Origin of the sequence: Neolewinella marina, from assembly GCF_002631205.1 — a bacterium.
Taxonomy (GTDB): Bacteria; Bacteroidota; Bacteroidia; order Chitinophagales; family Saprospiraceae; genus Neolewinella; species Neolewinella marina.
The window spans coordinates 95,309-113,368 of sequence record NZ_PDLO01000006.1 but is presented as its reverse complement, the minus strand read 5'-3'; the positions used below and the strand labels follow the sequence as shown (position 1 = coordinate 113,368).

Here is an 18,060-nt window from a genome sequence, read left to right as displayed (position 1 = left end):
TAACAATTATACGGCATTCTTGACCGAATGCCGGGTGACGAACTCCCCAAAAGTCGGCCGCTGACTATTCTCCCAGTCGCCGCAGTTTGACCAGGTCGCGGAAGGCCTTGCGGGCCTCCTGCACCGGTGAGCCAAACCACGACTTGCCCCCTTCGAGGTCGCGGCCGACCCCGCTTTGGGCCATTATGACGGTGCGTTCCCCGAGGGTCACGTTCTGGGCCACGCCCGCCTGCCCCTGCAGCACGGACCAGTCGCCGACGTTGCTGTTGCCCGCCACCCCAACCTGGGCGGCCATCTGCACGTGGTTGCCCACCTTGCAATCGTGGCCGATCTGCACCTGGGCGTCGAGTTTGCTGCCCCGACCGATTACGGTTACGGAACTGACACCGCGGGCAATTGTGCAGCAGGGCCCGAGAAAAACGTCGTCCTGCAACCAAACGCTGCCCCCACTGCGCCAGGGGATTAGCCCCTCCGCCGTCCGCTTGAAGTAGAAGGCCTCACCGCCCACTACGCAGCCCGCGCTCACCGTCACCCGGTCGCCGAGGACGCAGCCGTCGCCGATGACGCAGTTGGGCTCCAGGCGGCAGTCCCGCCCGATGCTCACGTTGCGCCCCAGCACCACGCCGGGGGCGATCACCGTCCCCTCGCCTACGGTGGCGGTGGGCTCTTGCGCCTGGTACGGCACCGGCGGCCGCGCCTCCCACACCAGGCGGTTGTAGAGGGCGAAGGGTTCGGGGTGGACGAGCAGTGCCTTGCCGGGGGGGCAGTCCTGCTCGCGGTCGATCAGGATCACCGAGGCCGCGGAGGCCAGGGTGGGGGCGTAGTAGCGGGGGTGATCCACGAAGCAGAGGTCGCCGGCCTCGGCGTGGTGGATTTCGTTGAGGCCCGTGACGGCCAGTTCCCCGTCGCCCACGAGCCGGGCGCCGAGCCGTTCGGAAAGGGCGGCGGCGGTGGTGGGTTGGGCTAGTTTCATGTCGCGCGATTGCGGGCCGGGCCTAGTTCAGGACGCCTTCCAGTTTGTATTTGTAGTAGTCCACCCCGGCGCCGTACACCCAGCCCTGCTGCCCGTTGGACATCTTCACCTTCACCCAGGGGGCGGTGGGCGTGATGTCGCCCAGGTCGATCTGGTAGAGGGAATCGGTGGTTTCGTTCATGTAGGTCACCGCCTCGTACAGGCTGAGCCGACCGATGACGGGGGCCCCGAGCTGAGGCTGCACGCGCACGTTCAGTCCGTCGATGGTGCTGTACAGCGTGGTTTCTTTCTGGATCACGATCTGCCGGGGGGTACGCCCCGGGGTGGTACCCACGCCCGCGCTGTCGCCGAGCAGGGGTTGGGTACGGGCGCGCAGCAGGGCGGCTTCCCGGGCCAGGGCTTCCTGCTCCGCGTCGGAGAGAAGGGATTCGGCTGGGGTAGCCTGGGCCTGGGCGGCCTGCAGCTTGCGGATGCTGTCGCGCAGGATGCTGTCGCGGCGCTCCAGGTAGTCTTCCCGCGTGTTCTGCTCCTCGATCATGGCGTAGTCGCTGTCGTTCTCGCTGCACTGCCGCATGGCCCAGATCATGAAGACCAGGGTGACCAGGGACACCAGGATGAACGGAACGAACTGGGAGGTGCTGCGTTGCGGGGAAGCCATGGCGCGAAGGTAGGCAGGGGAAGGTTCCATTTACAATTTCCTTCCCGACCAAATGTGCGGCGGGCGCCCAATCCGGAACCGTAAAAGCAAACCCGCGTTGTGCCAATAGTAGCTCCGGAAGCCGATCCCTAACCCTTATATTGTAAGGACAAACCACCAACCCTCTCACCTCCGTGCCGCGCCACTATTCCCAACTCTACCGTGAACTGCGGGCCGTTGACCCGACCGATTACCACCGCATCATCCGGATGTACGAGGCCCGCGAGCAGGAGATCGGGCGGCTCGACGTGGAGGAGAACTTCGAGCTGACCGTCCACTACGTGGATGCCCTCTTCGAAACGGGGGCCTACCGCCAGCACCAGCTGATGGTCGACCTGGTCATCCACGCCAGCATCCGCCACGACATCCGCTACGTGCCGGGGCGGGAGGAGGAGGTGTACGAGTACCAGCTGTTCCGCAAGGCCGCCAGCGCCTTCCGCATCCAGGAGTACGCCACGGCCGAGCACGTACTGCGGGAACTGATCCGCATGCAGCCCCAGCGGGAAGTGTACGTGCGCTTTCTGCGGGCCACCCTGTTCCGCCAGCAGGTGCCCATCCTGCAGTTCGGCCGCGCCTCCTGCATCCTGTGCATGCTATTGACGGCCCTCATCGTGACCATCAACCTGCTGATCGTCAATAATTTTTATCCGGAGTACGCCGAAGTGGCCACCCGCCTGAGCTTTTACGTCTTCGCGGGCGGCATGCTGAGCCTGTTTGGTGCCTACGCCTACGCATACTACCTTACCTACCGGGAGGCCACCAAATTTCGGTCGGCCCAGATAAACAAAAGGCTGCACTAGCCGCTCTATCGAAAAATTCACACATGGCAGTTACCAAACCCACTTTAGTTATCCTGGCCGCCGGCATGGGCAGCCGTTACGGCGGTCTCAAGCAAATCGACGGCGTCGGCCCCAGTGAGGAAGGCATCATCGAATACTCCATTTACGACGCCATCCGCGCCGGATTCGGCAAGGTGGTCTTCGTCATCCGCAAGGACATCGAGGCCCCCTTCCGCGAGAAGTTCGACGGCAAGTTCAAGGACCAGATCGAGGTGGCCTACGCCTTCCAGGGCATGGACAGTTTCGTTCCCGACGACGTCGACCACGAGAAGCGGGAAAAGCCCTGGGGTACCTCCCACGCCATGCTCGTAGCCAAAGATGTGGTAAATGAGCCCTTCGCCGTCATCAACGCCGACGACTACTACGGCGTGGAGGCCTTCCAGAAAATGGCCTCCTTCCTGGTGGCCGAAGCCGACCCCGAAACCTTCGCCATGGTAGGTTACGTTCTCCACCGTACCCTGTCGGATCACGGTACCGTCAACCGCGGCGTTACCGTCGTGGCCGAGGACTACCTCCTGCGCGACGTCAACGAGCGCCTCAAGATCCAGCGCGGCACCGACGACAAGGTCACCTACCTCGGCGAGGACGGCCACCGCTACGAGCTGGCCGACGACTCCGTCGTATCCATGAATTTCTGGGGGTTCCACCCCTCCATCTTCGACCGCCTGGAGTCGGGCTTCACCGAGTTTGCCCGCGAGAACAAAGACAACCCCCGCGCCGAATACCTCATCCCCGAACTCATCGACGGCATGATCAAGGACGGCAGCGCCAAGGTCAAGGTGCTGGTGAGCGAGGATAAGTGGTACGGCGTCACCTACCAGGAAGACAAGCCCAAGGTACAGGAGGCCTTCAGCATGCTGGTGGCCGAGAACACCTACCCCACCCCACTATTCAGCTAGCAGGAGGAGGTATTCACTCCAGCTGCCCGGATACAGGGCCGGGAGTTCCCCGAAGGCGTAGTAGTACGCCAGGATATTGTGACAGGCCGTCACGCCGGAGCCGCAGTAGAAGACATTCTGCTGCGGCTCTTTTTGCAGGTGGGCGAAGCGTTCGCGCAGGGCTTCCCGTGATTTGAATTTCCCGTCCCCGTCCAGGTTCTCCGGCCAGGGCAGGTTGATGGCCCCCGGGATGTGGCCGGCCACTGGGTCGATGGGTTCCACCTCCCCGCGGTAGCGCTCGGGCGTACGGGAATCGATGAGGGTGTAGCTTTCGTCCTGCCGCAGGGCTTCCGTTTGGGCGCGGCCGCAGGTGCCCAGCCGGGGGACGGGCGCCAGGGGGTAGGGTTCGGCGGACTCGTCTTCCGGTTCGGGCCCGTGGGCGGTCCGCCCCCCCATTTCCAGCCAGGCGGCGTAGCCGCCGTCGAGGACGGCCACCGCATCGTGGCCCAGGTCCTTGAGGAGCCACCACGCCCGCGCGGCGATGCCGCCCCCCTTGTCGTCATAGACCACCACCGGCCGGGAGGGCGTCAACCCCAGCCTACCCATCAGGCGGGCAAAGAGGTGGCGATCCGGCAGGGGATGGCGCCCCGTCCGCCCCGCCACCACCGGCCCGGAAAGGTCGTCGTTGAGGTGGAGGTAACGGGCACCCAGGATGTGATTTTCCAGGTAATCCTGGCGGCCCCGCTCCGGATCCGCCAGGTCAAAGCGGCAATCCAGGATCAGGGGATTTTCAGGCAACAAAGCGGCGAGTTCGGCGGCGGAGATGAGGGGCGTAGTCATAACCCCAAGATAAGGTAGCAGCAACCAGCAATGGCGCCAGCCGTAACCAGCTACCCGCAACGGCCCCAGCGGTAACCAGAAACCAGCAACGCGCAGACGGCAACAGCCGTCAAGCCCAACCAGAAACCAGCAACGGCGTAGGCCATCACCAGCCAACCAGCAACTAATACTCCTTCCAATGCCGCAACTCAATCCTGATCCGCTCCGCCCCGCTGACCCGCGTCATCACTTCCCCGAAGGCGGGGGCCCGCCACTTGCTGGGGGGTAGCTTGCCAAAACCGTAGGGTTCGGTGGGAATACCCAGGAGGTTGCGGTCCAGTTCGCCGTTGCCGTTGAGGTCCTGGTAGGCGGCCAGCACGTAGTCGCCGGCGTCCGGCAGGCGGAGGTCCAGTTCGTGGTGGGCGGCGCCCATCGCGGCGTGGGCGTCGGCTACGTAGGCGTCGCGTGCGAACCCCTCGGCGCTATCGTAGACGGCCAGGTACACCTTGCCGCCGGCCACGGTACTGACGATCTCCACGCTGACCTGCTGGGGCGTAGGATTCACGAACAAGAATATCAGGCTGGAGAGGAGGTAATGCAAGAAACAGCTGATTTAGGGCACAAAGATCGTCCCCTGTCAACGAAAACGCCCCGTGAAAGTCCATTCACGGGGCGTTAAACCTTTCTTATCGGTGGCGGCTACTAGGAGCAGTAGCGGTCGAAGGCCATCTTCAGGTTCTGGGCGATGACTTCGGCGGGGCGGCCTTCGATGTGGTGGCGCTCCAGGAAGTGCACCAGCTTGCCGTCCTTGAACAGGGCGATGCTGGGGCTGCTGGGGGGATAAGGCAGCAGGTGCTCGCGGGCCTGGGCGGTTGCTTCGCGGTCGACACCGGCGAATACCGTGTACAGCCGGTCGGGCTTGTGCTCGTTCTTTACGGCCAGTTTGGCACCGGGGCGGGCGTTGGCCGCGGCGCATCCACAGACGGAGTTGACCACCAGCAGGGCGGTTCCTTCTTCCTGGCCCAGGGCGGCATCGACCTGCTCGGGGGTGGTCAGGGACTCAAACCCGAAGTTGGTCAGGTCTTTGGACATCGGGATGGTAAGCTCGACGGGGTACATACAGGGTTATTTTCTTGATGATGATGGTTCTTGTAAGTACAACTACCCCTCCCCTTTGGTTGTCGGGGGTGGGGGGATTGCACCGGGTCTAATACTCGAACTCCAGTTTCTCCGAGGGGTAGCCGAAGAGGCAGTCTCCCTTCACCAGCTTGGCCACGCGATCGGGCACCATCTTTTCCCAGCCGTCCTCGCCGGCCCGGATCATCTCCAGCACGTTGCGGCTGTAGATGTGGAGGTTGTTGGCGTTGAAGCCCTCGATGTCCACGATTTGTCCGCTGTCGAGGAGGTGGCGGTAGAGGAACTTGACGCCTTCGGGGATGGGAACGTTCTCGGCCGTCATCAGGTCGGCACTCCCTTCCTGCTGGGCGGGATAGACGTACAGCTTTACGTTGCGGGTAAAAATCTCCCCGAAGGCCGCCAGCAGGCGTCCGTCCTGGTTGGCGTAGTACTTCTCGCTGATGAGCTGCAGCAGGTCGTTCACCCCCACGACGATGCCCAGGGGGGAGACCTTGTAGAGCGACAGGTACTCGATCAGGTCGCCGTAGCGATGGTAGTTGCTGATGATGACCGTTTGCCCCAGGGCGTTAAGCAGGGTAGCCCGGTGGAGGTAATCCCGCTCGTTGAGCTCCGAGCTGTGCTGGAGGTTGTCCAGGGTGAGCTCCGTCAGCAGGAAGCTTTTGCTGGGGTCGATATTCTGCTCGGAGCGGAACTGCCGGTAGCCGGACTCCAGCATGTCGGCGTTCACGAGGGTAGTGGGCCGGAAGCTGCCCCTCACCACCATTACGGCCTTCTTGTAGAGGAATTCGCTGGGGTGGATGCTGCGGCCCCGGGGGTCGAACATGGTGATGTCCGTCAGGGCGTGCTTCACCAGCCAGAGGCTGAGCAGGCGGTTGTCGACCGAGAAGTCGGGCCCGCTCAGCACCATCATATCAATAGCGATGCGGCCCTTGAGGCCGTCGAGCAGACTTTCCACCAGGGCCTCCGGGTCGTCGTGGAGGAGGAAGGCCCCGTAAATCATGTTCACCCCGAGGATGCCGATGGCCTGCTGCTGCAGCTGGTTGTCGTTGTCCAGCATGCGGGCGTGGAGCAACAGGTCGTTGGCTCCGCCGTTCGGTGAAAGCTCGAAACGGAGGCCCAGCCAGCCGTTGCCCCGGATGGTCCGGGTGTAGTTTATTGCCGCCACCGTATCGGCGAAGACGAAGAAGTTGGTCTCCGGGCGGTCGTGCCGCAGCCGGTCCACCATCAGGTCGTACTCGTGGTCGAGCATCTTGTGAATGCGGCTCTCGCAGACGTAGCGCCCGCTGGGCTCCACCCCGTAGATCTGGTCGGAGTACACCTTGTCGTAGGCACTCATCGTCTTGGCGATGGTGCCGGCGGCGGCCCCCACCTGGAAGAAATGACGGGCCACCTCCTGCCCCGCCCCGATCTCGGCGAAGGTGCCGTAGATCTTCGGGTTCAGGTTGATTTCGAGGGCTTTCTGTTCGGTTTCTAGGAGCTGGCGGGCCATAGGAGATTACACTTTGCGGCGTACAATGTACCACTTCCCCCGGAGCCACCGGGGACGGACTCCTGCGGCGCGGCGCTCAGTCCGTCAGGGCGGCCAGTACGGCCGCCGCCGCCCAGGTCCGGTTGTTTGCTTGCTGCAACACCAGCGAACGGTCGCTGTTCAGCACCCCGTCGGAAACGATGACGTTGCGCCGCACGGGCAGGCAGTGCATAAAGAAGGCGTCGTCGGTGAGGGCCATCTTCTCCTCGTTCACGATCCAGTCGGGCAGGTCGGCCGTGGCCCCGTAGTCGGAGTAGCTCGACCAGTTCTTGGCGTAGACGAACTCCGCCCCGCGCAGGGCGGCGGCCTGGTCGTGCACCACTTCCGCGCCGCGGGTGAATTCCGGGGCCAGATCAAAGCCTTCCGGGTTGGCAATGACGAGGTCGACGTCACCCCAGTGGATCATCCACTCGGCGAAGCTGTTCGGTACGGCCTGCGGCAGCTGCCGGGGGTGGGGTGCCCAGGTGAGGGCCACCCGGGGGCGGGCCGAGCGACGGTGCTCGCGGATCGTCAGGCAGTCGGCCAGGCTCTGCAGGGGGTGGCGGATGGCCGATTCCAGGCTGACCACCGGAACGGTGGCATACTTCACGAAGGCGTTGATGACGCGGTCGGCGTAGTCGGCGTCACGGTCCTTCAGCTCGGGGAAGGAGCGTACCGCCAGCACGTCGCAGTACTGGCTGAGGACGCCGGCGGCTTCCCGGACGTGCTCGGCGCGGTCCAGGTTCATCACTACCCCGTCCTCGAATTCGAGTTTCCACCCCCCGGCCATGTCCATGGTGATCACCTGGAAGCCCAGGGTGACCCCGGCCTTCTCGGTGCTCAGCCGGGTGCGCAGGCTGGGGTTGAAGAAGAGGTTGATAAGGGTCTTGTGCTGACCGGTCTTGTCGTAGTCCAGGGGGGCGGCCTTGATCTTGGCGGCCAGCCCGATCAGGTCGTGAACGGATGCGGCGTCGTGGACCGAAAGGAAGTTTTCCATGGAGAGTGGGTGTTAATGGTTTTTGCCGGACTGCCCCCCGGCCACCAGGGCCTCCTGAAAAGCATCGATTACTACCTCACAGGCTTCGCGGGTCACGTTCAGCGGCGGAAGCAGGCGGATGGTATTGGGGTCCTTGGCCGATCCGGTAAACACCCTGTGCTCGAACAGCAGGCGCTTGCGCAGCTCCCCGATCGGCTCGTCCATATCCAGGCCGATCATCAGACCCTGCCCCCGCACGTTGGTGAACAGCCCCGTTTCCTCCAGGGCGTGGCGCAGGTATTCCCCCTGCCGGTCGGCGTTGCCGATGAGGTCTTCGTTTTCCATGATGTCGAGGACGGCGATGCCCGCGGCGCAGGCCAGGTGGCTGCCCCCGAAGGTGGTCCCGAGCTGCCCCTTCTGCGCCGGGATTTCCGGTGCAATAAGGACGCCGCCGATCGGGAATCCGTTGCCCATGCCCTTGGCTACCGTCACGATGTCCGGCCGCACGTCGCAGTGCTGGAAGGCGAAGAACTTGCCGCTGCGGCCGTAGCCCGACTGCACCTCGTCCAGGATGAGCAGGGTGCCGTTGGCGTGGCAGAGGCCGGGCAGGGCTTCCAGGTAATCCTTCTCCGGGATATGGATGCCCCCGATTCCCTGGATGCCCTCGATGATGACGGCGGCTACGTCGCCCTTCTTCAGCTCCCGCGCCAGGGCGTCCAGGTCGTTGAGCTCCAGGAAGGTAACCGGGTAATTGCGGTTGATGGGGGCCTTGATGCCCTCGTTGTCGGTGGCGTTGACGGCCGCGGAGGTGCGCCCGTGGAACCCACCGCGGAAGGCGATCACCCGCCGGCGGCCGGTCCGGAAGCTCGCCAGTTTGAGGGCATTCTCGTTGGCCTCGGCGCCGCTGCTGACCAGGAAGAGGCTGTAATCGTCCAGGCCCGACAGCCGCCCGAGCTTGTCGGCCAGCTCCTGTTGCAGGGGGTTCTCCACGCTGTTGCTGTAGAAGCCCAGCCGGGCTACCTGCTCCGAGATCAGCTTCACGTAGTGGGGGTGGGCGTGGCCCACGCTGATGACGGCGTGGCCGCCGTAGAAATCCAGGTAGCGCTCCCCGTCGGCCGTAAATACGTAGCTGCCTTCACCGCGGACCGGCTCGATGGGATAGAGGGAATAGACGTCGTAAAGCTGCATGGCAGGAGATTGATAGGAATAAAGGAAACGGCGGCTGCCGCTTGCTAGAACATGGAGGCTTTCAGGCGGAGTCCGGCCTGCTCCTCCAGCCCCAGGGCGAGGTTCATATTCTGGACGGCCTGCCCGCTGGCCCCCTTCAGAAGGTTGTCGATGGCGGTGGTGACGAGCACCTTGTTGCCGTGTTTTTCCACGTGGACGAGCCCCTTGTTGGTGTTCACCACCTGCTTCAGGTTGATGCCCTCGTCGGTGACGTGGGTGAAGGCGGCGCCGGCGTAGAAGTCGCGGAACAACTGCCGCAGTTCCTCCTCCGAGCGGTCGGTGTCCAGGTAGCAAGTCACCAGGATGCCGCGGGCGAAGGGGCCCCGCACGGGCAGGAAGTGAATGTCACCCTCCGCCTGCCGCCCCACTTGCTGGGCGCTGCGGGAGATCTCGGCGAGGTGCTGGTGGTTAAAGGCCTTGTACAGGCTCACGTTGGCGTTGCGCCAGCTGAAGTGGGTGGTCGGTGAGGGGCTCTGACCGGCACCGGTGCTCCCCGTGATGCCGTTGACGTGCACCTCCCCTTCGGCCAGGCCGGCGGCGGCCAGGGGCAGCAGGGCCAGCTGGATGGCGGTGGCGAAACAGCCGGGATTGGCGATGCGGGTAGCGCCACGGGTGGCTTCCCGGTTGATCTCGGGCAGCCCGTACACCCAGTCGGAGTCGAGGCGGTAGTCGGTACTCAGGTCAACGACCAGAAGTCCCTGCCGGAGCCGGTGGGATTCCACCCACCCCCGCGACATGCCGTGGCCCATGCAGAGGAAGACGGCATCTACCGGGCCCTGATCGCCGGCTCCGCTTCCACTGAGCATGGCACCCGCGTTCCCGACAAAATGAAGGTCCGTATCGCCCACCAGGTCGGAATGCACCTCATGGACGGCCTTGCCGGCCTGGCTGCTGCTCTCCACGAAGGCGATCTCCACCTCCGGGTGGTGTACCAGGATGCGCAGCAGCTCGCCCGCCGTGTAGCCCCCGCCGCCGATGATTCCTACTCGCTTCATGACTGCTGGTGTACGCTGTTACGGATGCGGCCGGGTACGCTCAGGATCTTGGTGAACCCGCGGACGTCGTCGCCGCTCCAGCCCTTGTTCATCTCCCCGTAGGAGCCGAAACCGGCCCCAAGGAGGTCGTCGTCGGAGGTGATGCCGTCGAGGGTGAAGCGGTGGGGGTGGAGGGTGAGGTGGACGGTGCCATTGACGGTGTCCTGTGAACTTTCCAGGAAGGCCTCCACGTCCCGCATCACGGGGTCCAGGAACTGCCCTTCGTGCAGCATCATGCCGTACCAGTTGCTGAGTTGCTCCTTCCAGAAGAGCTGCCACTTGCCGAGGGTGTGTTTCTCCAGCAGGTGGTGGGCCTTGATGATGAGGACGGCGGCGGCGGCGGCGAAGCCCACCCGGCCCTTGATGCCGATGATGGTATCTCCCACGTGGACGTCGCGGCCCACGCCGTAGGGGGCGGCCAGTTCTTCCAGTGCCCGGATGGCGGCGACCTGCCCGACGAACTCCTGGTCGTCGAAGCCGGTGATCTGTCCCTTCCGGAAGTGAATGTCGAGCTTGCGCGGCTCGGTAGCGGTAACCGGCACGGGCCAGGCGTCTTCCGGCAGGGGCTGGTGGCTGGTGAGGGTTTCCGCCCCACCCACTGAGGTACCCCACAGTCCGGCGTTGATGCTGTAGGTGCCTTTCTTCTCCGGCCATTGCAGCCCGCGTTCGGCCAGATAGTCTACCTCCTCCTGCCGCGACAGCTTCAGGTCGCGGATGGGGGTGATGATCTCCAGGTCTTTTCCGCTGAGCTCGAAGGCCAGGTCGAAGCGTACCTGGTCGTTGCCGGCTCCGGTGCTGCCGTGGGCCACCCCGTCGGCGTCGATCTCCACGGCGTAGCGGGCCGTAGTCATGGCCTGGAACATGCGCTCGGCGCTCACCGACATCGGGTAGGTCTGGTAGCGCAGGCAGTTACCGTATACCAGAAAGCGCAGGCACTCGCGGTAGTAGTCGTCGGTTACGTCGATGCTTTTGTAGGAGGCCGCGCCCAGGGCGAGGGCCCGCTCCCGCATTTCGGCGAGCTCTTCGGCGGAGAATCCGCCGGTGTCGACCGTCAGGGCGTGGACCTCGTAGCCCTGTTCGGTAAGGTATTTAACGCAAAAGCTGGTGTCTAATCCGCCCGAATAGGCAAGAACTATTTTCTTCAAGGTGTGCTGGTTTATAGTCGGAAGCCGCGGGCGGAACCGCTCCTTCCCATCGTAAATCAAGATATGTCTTTGGCCGGCCTCAGGCCTCCACGATCATCTCGGAGAGGTCGACCGCCATCTTGCGGGCCTCCACGGCGCTGGGCGCCATCATGGCAGTACACAGGCACATCCGGCGCTGGTTGCGCTCCAGGATGTCGTGGTTCGGGCAGGTCTTGCAGCCGGCCCAGAAGGCGTCGTCCTGGGTGAGTTCCGAGAAGGTCACCGGGCGGTAGCCCAGGTCGCTGTTGATCTTCATCACCGGCAGACTGGTCGTGATGCCAAAGATGCGGGCCTCGGGGTACTTGGTCCGCGACAGCTGGAAGATAGCCGCTTTGATCCGGCGGGCCAACCCATGGCGGCGGAAGGCGGGGTTGACGATGAGGCCGGAGTTGGCCACGTATTTGCCGTGCTCCCAGGTTTCGATGTAGCTGAAGCCACCGATTTCCCCGTCGACCAGGGCCAGGATGGCCTTGCCGGTGAGCATCTTTTCCTCAATGTATTCCGGTTTGCGCTTGGCGATACCGGTTCCGCGGGCCTTGGCGGATTCTTCAATGAGGGCACAAATGGCCGGTGCGAATACGGTATGTTCCGGTTGGGCAACCAGGATCTTGATCTGCATAGCTGAAAAGGAAGGACGAGCCCTGGGGCAGGTCAGAATGATTGGAGAGGGGGGGGTGGTACTGTGGGATCGGCACTACGGGGGTGCCGGCTTCCGGGCCGGGGCGGGAAGCGTATTAAATCCTTCGCCTTAAGAGGCGGATGCGGTTTTGTACCAGTTGCATGCGGCAAAGTTACTGCTATTTATACAATCCACAGGCCCCGAGGTTCATTTTAGCCGCGGCCGCGGGTGCCGGGGAATTCCTAAGCCGCCGTAAAAAAAAGGGGAGCGGGCCGCCCTGCTGGCGACCCGCCCCCCGAAAGAAGGCTGGTGTCGTTGCGACTTACTGCCGCATGATCTGCTGGCTGTATACCTTGCCGTTGATCAGCAGGGTCAGGTTGTAGACCCCCTTGGGCAGGCTGCTTACGTCCAGCTTGTTGTTGACGGCGCCGAACTGGCGGCCGGCGACGAAGCGCCCCTGCATGTCGGACACCAGCACGGTAAAGTGGCTGATGGACGGGTCGTGGTTCACGATGTTGACCACGTCGACGGTGGGGTTGGGGAAGAACTGCAGGGCCAGTCCGCTCTGGCTGATCGGCTCGGCCACGCTGGTGGAGGCGGTATCCAGTTCGATGGCGCCGATGTCGGGCAGGCCGATGCGGGCGCGGTTGTAGAAGTCAACCTCGGGTACCAGTTCGCCGGTGGTTCCACCGTTCACCAGTACGTTCGTTTCGCTGTCGACCAGGTTGACGTCCGGGAAATCGGAGCTGGGGTCTGCTTCGAAGGGATCCACGAATACTTCTTCGAGGTCAATATCCGTATTCACCACGTCCTCACCGCTAACTTCGTCGATGGGCAGGTTTGCCGCCAGGCTGCTGCTGAAGTAGTTGCCGCCCAGGGAGGTCACGTTGATGGCGCCGAAGCCGGTGGGGTCGTTCACGTCACCTACGTTGAGCTCCAGACCAATGCTCTCTTCGTTGGGGGCATCCATGAAGAAAGCGTTGTTCTGGATGGTCAGGTTGACGTAGTTGGTCAGCGGATCGGTGTTGCCGGGCTGGAACACGGCTACGGCGTTACCTACCGAACCGGGCAGGGTGTCGATGCCGGCGCGGCCACCGTCGCGGTTGTTGTAGAAGGTGTTGTTGACGAGGAAGTTGTCCAGCTCAGCACCCAGGGAGGAACTGCCGTTGATGAGGATCGCCCCGCCGCTGCCGGCCCCGTTGTCCACGGTGTTGCCGAGCATGATGGAGTTGCGCATCTCGATGGTTCCCGAGTACAGGTTGATCGCACCGCCCTGTACCCCGGCATTGTTGTTGACGAACAGGCTGCGCTCGACCATCAGACTGGGGACGTTATTGGGCACGTAGAAGGTGTAGGGGACACCGTCCAGGGTATCCGGCTCGGGGAGCTGCCACATGTTGATGGCGCCACCGGATCCGGAGGAGGAGTTGGCGAAGAAGTCGGAGTTGATGACTTCCAGGTTGGTGCCGTTGATCACCTCGATGGCCGCGTCGGCGTCGTTGATGGCGGCGTTATTGACGAAGCTGGAGTTCATCACCCGGAAACTGGGTACCGAGGGCCCCACGTCCCCACTGACGTAAATGGCCGAGCCGCCACTGATGAAATCGTCTCCAGCCACGACGTTGCCACTGAAGGTGCAGCTGTCCACTACGATGCTGTCAGGAACGCCGCCGCCGGAAAGTCCGGCCCAGATGCCCGCGCCGCGCGCGAAGTCGGTATTGGAAGATGATCCGTTGTCCATGAACTCGGAATTTACCACCGAGTAGGTCTTGCCTCCCGCGCCTACGTAGACGGTACCATTGGTGGCGGAGTGGTCGCTGAAGCTGCTGTTTGAAACGGTGGTGTGCTCGAAGAGGAACAGGGCGGCGGCGGCGAAGCTGCCGGCCGTATTGCCCACGAACTCACAGTTGTCCACCAGGGTCTCCGAAGTGCGGTCGGCCCCGGCGCCCTGCAGGAACATGGCCCCGCCGTTGCCGGCGGCGATGTTGCCCTCGAAGCGGCTGTCGGTAATGGATACGTGGACGTTCTCCGCGAAGTAGAAGATGGCCCCCCCGCTGCTGGCGGGCGTGGTGTTGCGGATAAAGTCGGTATTGTCGATGTGGTAGGCGTAGCCCAGGGTGTCGCCATTCTGGGCGTAGACGGCCCCGCCGAGTCCGCCCGTCTGGGCGCCCACCCCGTCCGTAAAGGTGGAATTGGTGATGGTGTGGCTCATGTTGCCGATGAAGACGGCCCCACCCCACCGCTGGGCGTTGACGTCGGTGAAGGTGCAGTTGTCGATGAGACACTCCATGGCGTCCACCTCCCGGTCGCCCATGAACAGGTTGGGGTTGCGCAGGTAAAGCGCGCCGCCCAGGTCGGCGCTCAGGTCGCTGAACTCACTGTTCAGGATCCGGATGTTCAGGGTGCTGGCCGTGCTGATGGCGCCGCCGCGGACGGAGGTGCCCCCGTTCAGGCCACTGAAGCTGCAGTTGTCCACGGTCAGGCCGTCCATGGCGGCCGCGGAAATGAAGCCGCCTCCCACGACCACGTTGGGCGAGCTGCTGAACATGCTGTTGGTGAAGCTGATCGTATCGACGCTGTTGAAGTAGTGGCTCGCCGTGATGCTGGAGTAGTTGTCCACACTGGAAATGTCATCGAAGGAAGACTGCGACGACGTGGTAAAAACGTGGGCCGTGGCCGCGCCGAACGGGGCACGGTTTTTGGTGAAGGTGACCCGGGAAATGTTGGTGCGCGCCTCGGCGTAGATGCCGCCGCCCGCGAAGGGGAGCAGGGACCCGCTGGAATAGTTGGCGGCGATGGCACCGTCACGGATCGTCAGACCGTCCAGGGTAACGGTGAAATTGCTCACGTCGTTGGTGTCGATGATGACGAGCACCCGGTTGTTGTCGACGGCCAGGGTGCTGTCGAAGGTGGTGCCGTTGTCATTGCCCAGCACGTCGCCGCTCAGGATGGTGACGTTGGTTTCGGGGTCGGCTTCCTCCATCGAGGTTTCCGTACCGGCGAAGCCACCGTAGAGCGACAGCTCGCGGTCAATAAAGAAGGCGGCCGTGTCGGGAGTGATGTAGCGCCCGGCGGCGATCCAGAGGGCGCTGCCGGCCGCGGCGTTTTCAATGGCTATGCCGAGATCGGAATAGGCGTCGGCCCAGGAGGTGCCGTCGTTGCCCCCGGCGGCGTCGGCGTCCACGTAGATGACCTGGGCGTTGGTGGTGGTGAAGGCCACCAATAGGAGGCCAAAAAGGAGTATAGTTTTCTGCATAGCAATTTGATTAATAGGTGGTCGCCCGGCGAGGTGAGGGCTACGCGCTGGGGGCCAATATTACGCCCCCGTGACAGGAAAAAGAAACTATTCCGGGCTTGGCCGGGAATCGGACAAAATAAAAATTTTACCCAGAGGGCCGGCGACGCTCGTTTTTTCGCGGCTCCGGCACCCCGAACCGCCGTCTGGAGCCGGTCAGTTGGGCTACCTTGGGTGAACCAACCTCCCCCTGGCCCATGCGCTTTTCTCTCCTGCTTGCCTGCCTGTCCGTTCTCGCGGTGGGCTGTTCGTCCCCCACCCCCGCCTACGACCTGGTGATCCAGGGCGGTCTTGTCTACGACGGATCGGGTGGGGAGCCCTACGTGGCGGACATCGGTCTGCGGGGCGACTCCATTGCCGCCATCGGGCAGAAGCTGGGGGCGGCGGAGCGCAGGATCGATGCAAGGGGAATGGCCGTGGCCCCCGGCTTCATCAACATGCTCAGCTGGGCCAACGAATCCCTTCTGATCGACGGCCGGGCCCAGAGCGACCTCCGCCAGGGCGTCACCCTGGAAGTGATGGGCGAAGGCCGCTCGATGGGGCCCCTGACCCCCCGCATGAAGCAGGAAATGCGCCAGGGGCAGCAGGAGCTGAAGTACGACATTCCCTGGACCACCCTGGGCGAATACCTCACCCACCTTGAGGACCGGGGCGTGGCGGTGAACGTGGCCTCCTTCGTCGGGAACGGGACGCTCAGAACCCACGTGATCGGATACGCCGACCGCCCGGCCACCCCCCGGGAAATGGAGGAGATGAAAAGCCTGCTGGCCCACGCCATGGCGGAAGGTGCCATGGGGCTGTCCTCCTCCCTGCTCTATTCCCCCAGTATGCACGCCGACACCGAGGAACTGACCGAACTGGCCCGGGTGGCGGCCGACTACGATGGCATGTACGTCTCCCACATCCGCGATGAAGGGGACGAACTGTTTGAGGCCATAGGGGAATTTATGTCCATCTGCCGGGACGCCAAAGTGCGCTCGGAGATCTACCACCTCAAGGCCTCGGGCGCCGACAACTGGTGGAAGATGGACAGCGTCATCCGCTGGATCGACCGCGTTCGCGACGAGGGCCTCCCGGTTACCGCCGATATGTACACCTACAACGCCAGCTCCACCGGCCTTCACGTCCAGCTGCCGCAGTGGGTGCGCAAGGAGGGGATCGACGAGATGCTGACCCGACTGGACGACCCCGCCACCCGCGCCCGGGTGGAAGAGGAGATCCGCTTCCGCAATCCCCCCGAGAGCATCCTCTTCGTGGGCTTCAAGAACAAGGACCTGCGCCGCTACGCCGGTCGCCGGCTGGACGAGGTGGCCACCGAGCGGGGCGTGACGCCGGCCCGGGCCGTGATCGACCTGATCCGGGAAGACCGCAGCCGCATCCAGGTGGTGTACTTCTCGATGTCGGAGGAGAACATCGACCGGAAAATCCAGCAGCCCTGGATGAGCTTCTGCTCCGACGCCGGAGCCTACAGTGCCGAAGGCGCCTTCCTGGCGCAGAGCACCCACCCCCGCGCCTATGGTTCCTTCATCAGAGTGCTGGGGCACTTCAGCCGCGACAAGGGCCTCTTCCCCCTCGAGGAAGGCATCCGCCGGCTTTCCGCCCTCCCGGCCGAAAACCTGCGCTTGGCGCGCCGCGGCCACTTGAAAGTGGGCCACTTCGCCGATATCGTGGTCTTCGACCCCGCCGAAGTGCGCGACAACGCCACCTTCGCCGATCCCCACCAATATGCCACAGGCGTGCGCGACGTGGTGGTCAACGGCTGCCTCTCCCTCCACAACGGCGAACCAACCGGCAACGGCTGCGGCCGCTTCGTAAAGGGGCCCGGTGCCGCCGGGTCGCTAGCCCCCTGAGGGGTCCGGGCACAAAAAAAGCCCGGAGCAGTTGCTCCGGGCTTAATCGCTGTTGGTAGACCCACAAGGACTCGAACCTTGAACGACAGAACCAAAATCTGTTGTGTTGCCAATTACACCATGGGTCTCGGTGACTTTAGCGGCCGCAAATATAGGAACGCTTCCATAATCTCACAAGCCGCGTAACAATTTTAGTTAACGCGTGGGGCGGCGGGAAGTTGATCACGGGCGGCCTCGCGGCCGTCGTCGCGGACCTGGTATTCCACGCAGCGGAAGTCGCCCCCGTCCGCCCATTCCAGCAGGAGGTAGCCTGGATCGTGGTCGGCCAGGGCAAAATCCGGGGTGGTGGACTGGATAAAGAAACTGGTGGGGGGACAGAGGAAAACGTCCAGCGCTTCGTGGCTCACCATTCGGGGGGTGTGGTAGTGGCCGCAGAAGACGCGGCGGCGGACGCCATCGGCGGTCAGGATGTCCACCAGGCGGTCGGTGTCGCGCAGGGGGTATTTCTGATCCATGAAGCGGACGCCCATCTTGATCGGGGGGTGGTGCATGAAGACGGGGGCGTCGGGGTGCTTCCGCAGGGCTTCGGCGAACCAGTCGAGCTGCCCGCCATCGGTGGTTCCGGGGCTGGTATCCAGGAACAGGCAGCATTGCCCTTGTATGTCCACGGGACCGTAGACCGGCTCATTGTCCTGCCCGGGGGTATCGAAGACCTCGCGGATCATGCGGCGGTCGTCGTGGTTGCCGGCGGTCAGGTAGTAGGGGGCGGGCAGGGCGTCAAAGCGGGGGCGCAGCCGCTCGTATACCGCGCGGACCGGCTCGTTGGCACAGAAATCTCCGGTGAAGCAGAAAGCATCCGGGGCGTGGCGGGAAGCGGCCGCAAGTACCGCTTCGAAGCGGGCCTCCACGTCCAGCCCCATGAGTAATTCACCGGGGGAAAGCAGGTGGAGGTCAGTGATTTGAACGATGCGCAGCGCCACAGAGGTGAATATTTTCATCTAAATAACAAAAACGACCTTTCCGCA

General features: G+C 63.6%; 16 protein-coding genes and 1 tRNA gene. 3 read left to right on the top strand and 14 right to left on the bottom strand.

Features of this window, described 5'->3' with window-relative positions:
* Positions 1-64: 64 nt before the first annotated feature.
* Both CGL56_RS13665 and CGL56_RS13660 read right to left on the bottom strand, forming a co-directional pair.
* On the bottom strand, positions 65-973 hold the full coding sequence (locus tag CGL56_RS13665; RefSeq protein WP_099107129.1) for a UDP-3-O-(3-hydroxymyristoyl)glucosamine N-acyltransferase: 909 nt from the start codon (positions 971-973) through the stop codon (positions 65-67).
* A 22-nt stretch (positions 974-995) separates the two neighbouring features.
* Complete coding sequence (locus CGL56_RS13660) at positions 996-1,631, bottom strand: SH3 domain-containing protein (protein ID WP_143470737.1); 636 nt, start codon at positions 1,629-1,631, stop codon at positions 996-998.
* Positions 1,632-1,804: 173 nt separating this feature from the next.
* Here CGL56_RS13660 and CGL56_RS13655 point away from each other — a divergent pair, with 173 nt between their 5' ends.
* On the top strand, positions 1,805-2,470 hold the full coding sequence (locus tag CGL56_RS13655) for a hypothetical protein (RefSeq protein WP_099107127.1): 666 nt from the start codon (positions 1,805-1,807) through the stop codon (positions 2,468-2,470).
* Positions 2,471-2,493: 23 nt separating this feature from the next.
* Positions 2,494-3,408, top strand: a complete 915-nt coding sequence (locus CGL56_RS13650) for a nucleotidyltransferase family protein (RefSeq protein WP_099107126.1) — start codon at positions 2,494-2,496, stop codon at positions 3,406-3,408.
* On the opposite strand, the gene CGL56_RS13645 is transcribed toward CGL56_RS13650, so the two are convergent.
* From CGL56_RS13645 to CGL56_RS13600, 10 genes are all read right to left on the bottom strand, one after another.
* Positions 3,397-4,227, bottom strand: a complete 831-nt coding sequence (locus tag CGL56_RS13645; protein WP_099107125.1) for a sulfurtransferase — start codon at positions 4,225-4,227, stop codon at positions 3,397-3,399. The genes CGL56_RS13650 and CGL56_RS13645 overlap by 12 nt on opposite strands.
* Positions 4,228-4,390: 163 nt before the next feature.
* Positions 4,391-4,807, bottom strand: a complete 417-nt coding sequence (locus CGL56_RS13640) for a DUF2141 domain-containing protein (RefSeq protein WP_167641650.1) — start codon at positions 4,805-4,807, stop codon at positions 4,391-4,393.
* 101 nt (positions 4,808-4,908) lie between these two features.
* Positions 4,909-5,325: a BrxA/BrxB family bacilliredoxin gene (locus tag CGL56_RS13635; RefSeq protein WP_099107123.1), complete on the bottom strand. Its 417-nt coding sequence runs from the start codon at positions 5,323-5,325 to the stop codon at positions 4,909-4,911.
* Positions 5,326-5,413: 88 nt separating this feature from the next.
* Positions 5,414-6,832: a nicotinate-nucleotide adenylyltransferase gene (locus CGL56_RS13630; protein ID WP_099107122.1), complete on the bottom strand. Its 1,419-nt coding sequence runs from the start codon at positions 6,830-6,832 to the stop codon at positions 5,414-5,416.
* Between the two features lie 76 nt (positions 6,833-6,908).
* Complete coding sequence (locus tag CGL56_RS13625; protein ID WP_099107121.1) at positions 6,909-7,847, bottom strand: Rossmann-fold NAD(P)-binding domain-containing protein; 939 nt, start codon at positions 7,845-7,847, stop codon at positions 6,909-6,911.
* 12 nt (positions 7,848-7,859) lie between these two features.
* A complete protein-coding gene (locus tag CGL56_RS13620) occupies positions 7,860-9,014 on the bottom strand; it encodes an aspartate aminotransferase family protein (protein ID WP_099107120.1) in 1,155 nt (384 codons plus the stop codon).
* A 44-nt stretch (positions 9,015-9,058) separates the two neighbouring features.
* Complete coding sequence (gene argC / locus CGL56_RS13615) at positions 9,059-10,048, bottom strand: N-acetyl-gamma-glutamyl-phosphate reductase (RefSeq protein ID WP_099107119.1); 990 nt, start codon at positions 10,046-10,048, stop codon at positions 9,059-9,061.
* Complete coding sequence (locus CGL56_RS13610; RefSeq protein WP_099107118.1) at positions 10,045-11,232, bottom strand: argininosuccinate synthase; 1,188 nt, start codon at positions 11,230-11,232, stop codon at positions 10,045-10,047. The genes argC and CGL56_RS13610 overlap by 4 nt, the downstream gene beginning before the upstream one ends.
* A gap of 79 nt (positions 11,233-11,311) precedes the next feature.
* The gene (locus CGL56_RS13605; RefSeq protein WP_099107117.1) at positions 11,312-11,890 is read right to left on the bottom strand and encodes a GNAT family N-acetyltransferase; all 579 of its coding nucleotides are present in this window, start codon (positions 11,888-11,890) and stop codon (positions 11,312-11,314) included.
* 322 nt (positions 11,891-12,212) lie between these two features.
* Positions 12,213-15,146, bottom strand: coding sequence for a T9SS type A sorting domain-containing protein (locus tag CGL56_RS13600; RefSeq protein ID WP_143470736.1), 2,934 nt, complete (start codon positions 15,144-15,146; stop codon positions 12,213-12,215).
* Between the two features lie 236 nt (positions 15,147-15,382).
* Between CGL56_RS13600 and CGL56_RS13595 the strand changes: the two genes are divergently transcribed.
* On the top strand, positions 15,383-17,035 hold the full coding sequence (locus tag CGL56_RS13595) for an N-acyl-D-amino-acid deacylase family protein (protein WP_099107115.1): 1,653 nt from the start codon (positions 15,383-15,385) through the stop codon (positions 17,033-17,035).
* Positions 17,036-17,088: 53 nt separating this feature from the next.
* Here the strand turns inward: CGL56_RS13595 and CGL56_RS13590 are convergent.
* Both CGL56_RS13590 and CGL56_RS13585 read right to left on the bottom strand, forming a co-directional pair.
* A tRNA-Gln gene (locus CGL56_RS13590) sits at positions 17,089-17,163 on the bottom strand.
* 63 nt (positions 17,164-17,226) lie between these two features.
* Positions 17,227-18,033, bottom strand: coding sequence for a metallophosphoesterase (locus CGL56_RS13585; RefSeq protein WP_099107114.1), 807 nt, complete (start codon positions 18,031-18,033; stop codon positions 17,227-17,229).
* Between the last annotated feature and the right edge of the window lie 27 nt (positions 18,034-18,060).